General features: G+C 43.3%; 2 protein-coding genes. Both read right to left on the minus strand.

All coding sequences use genetic code 11. The features are described from left to right. A partial coding sequence (dld, locus tag ACT3SX_RS14800) for a D-lactate dehydrogenase (RefSeq protein ID WP_444761819.1) occupies nt 1-1,674 on the minus strand: 1,674 nt, incomplete at its 3' end. A 33-nt stretch (nt 1,675-1,707) separates the two neighbouring features. Then, on the minus strand, nt 1,708-2,184 hold a 477-nt coding region (locus ACT3SX_RS14805; protein WP_444761820.1), incomplete at its 5' end, for an L-lactate permease.

Consider the following 2,184-nt stretch of genomic DNA (forward strand, 5'->3'; position numbering starts at 1 on the left):
GCTTTTATAGAAATTCTGCAAATCAGGCTCTGCTTCGTATAGATGCCCTACATTATGCTCAGCAGGATATTTGGCTCCGCGTGCGCTCAATAGCTCTAACATCATCTTTTTAACAAGGTGTGCATCACTGCCCTTCTTCAAAATATAATCTTGATGAAACACATAGCAAAAGAAATGTCCGTAATAGAGTTTCTTGTCTAAATGCTGTTCGATTTCTTCGGGTAAGTTTTCTAGCCACTCTAACTCGTTACGTGGTATAGCGATATCAAGCGCTAAAATCTCACCGACTTCTTTTTCGTGTATGACTTCATATCGTATCGCGGCACCTGCTGCAGCAAAACGATTTAAGAAGGCGCTTTCTGACTCTTTTTTATCACATTCAAAGTAAGCGCCTGTTTCTGAGGTCGCAAAAAACGACTTCAAAAACGCTTGCGCTTCTTCGATACCGTCATCACTCATTTTTAAGATGAGGTGATGCTCGTATTTATCACGATATTCCATCATTCGCTCAGGCAAATGCTTTGGAAATATATTACCGATAAACTGCATGACTTTATCGGTAAAGTGCTTGGGCATCCACGACCATTTACTAAATTTTGCATCAATCGCGCCTTTAATAGCAAACAAGCGCGGTAAGGCATCTGTCCCTAAATGTTTGATACTCAAGAAAGTGTCTTTACCGTATTTGGCAGATACATCGAATATATCACGGTGCATATACTCGCCCACTTCAGGAATGTTTTTGAAATTGGACAATATCTGTCTTCTCAACTGTGCAAGCTCGCTCACACTGTTGCTACCTATATAAAAAGCCTGCTCTTTTACAGCCGTTGGGTAGGTATCAAGCCGTACTGCAAATACAGCAAGCTTACCTGCACAACCACTGGCTTCATACAGTCTCCGCTTATCCGCATTAAAGCGACTAGGCGTGCTTGCATCAACATCTTTTACTCTAGCGATATACTCTTTGTCTGATGCCATCTTGCCATTGTCAGGTAATTTGTTTTTATCAAAATCCCCATTTTGCAAATTCGTCAGTATTGCTTCTGGCGTGTCACCTAGCTCTACGCCTAGATGATTGACCAACACCAGCTGACCTTGTTCGTTGATTTGTGCAAACAAGGCAAGCTCAGTATAAGCAGGGCCTCTTTTAACCAAGGCCCCTCCTGAGTTATTAGAAACCCCACCAATGATAGACGCCCCTAAAGTCGATGAACCAATGACTGAGTGAGGGGCTCGATTGACCGTATTAAGCTGACTTTGTAGTTGGTGCAAAGTCGCTCCAGGTAAGCTGATTACCTGCTCATTATTGTTGACCAAGTACAACTGGTCTATGGCAAGGGTATTAATAACGACCACAGGTCTATCATAGTCATTACCGCTTGGCGTCGAGCCTTCGGTTAATCCTGTTTTTGCTGCTTGCATAATAATGATGCAGTCACCTGCAACGCACACTTCGAGGCTGCGCCAAATATCCAGCAGTGTTTGCGGAAACAAAACGGCGAGTGCACTTCCGCCCCCAGAGCGCCATCCCATTCTGTAGTGCTCATTCTTTTCTGGATCTGCTTGTACATTACTAGCACCCAGTATGGTTGTTAGTTTGTCTAAGACCTGATCAGAACTAAGCGCATATTCAGAGGTGTTATTTGATGGGAAAAGGTTTGATGAATGCATATCAATCTCTTTATCTTGGGGGTTGCATGTGCCTTATGGTGCTAAAGGACCGTGAAAACCGAAAATGTAAATGGCAGCCATAACGATTATTCCGCAGAATAATACATAGTATAAAGTAGGCAAAATCGTGCGCCTCAGGGTCGCGCCTTCCATACCAAGTAAACCCACCGTTGCTGAAGCAGCCACCACATTATGTATCGCAATCATATTGCCAGCTGCTGCACCAACAGCCTGTGCTGCGATTATTATAGAAGGTGAAATACGCAAGCTAATTGCGGCTTCATACTGAAATTGGCTAAACATCATATTGGAAACGGTATTAGAACCTGCGATGAAGGCCCCGAGCGCTCCAATAGTTGCACTAATTAAGGGGAAGACATTACCAAAAGTACCTGCAAATAATTCTGCACTCGCAACTGGCATACTCGCCACATCTGATAGATTGACGCCTGAATTGATAAAAATCCTGACCATTGGGATCGTAAAGATAAGAACAAAACCAGCACTCAA

It is taken from the genome of Psychrobacter sp. AOP31-B2-9 (genome assembly GCF_052378005.1).
Classification (GTDB): domain Bacteria; phylum Pseudomonadota; class Gammaproteobacteria; order Pseudomonadales; family Moraxellaceae; genus Psychrobacter.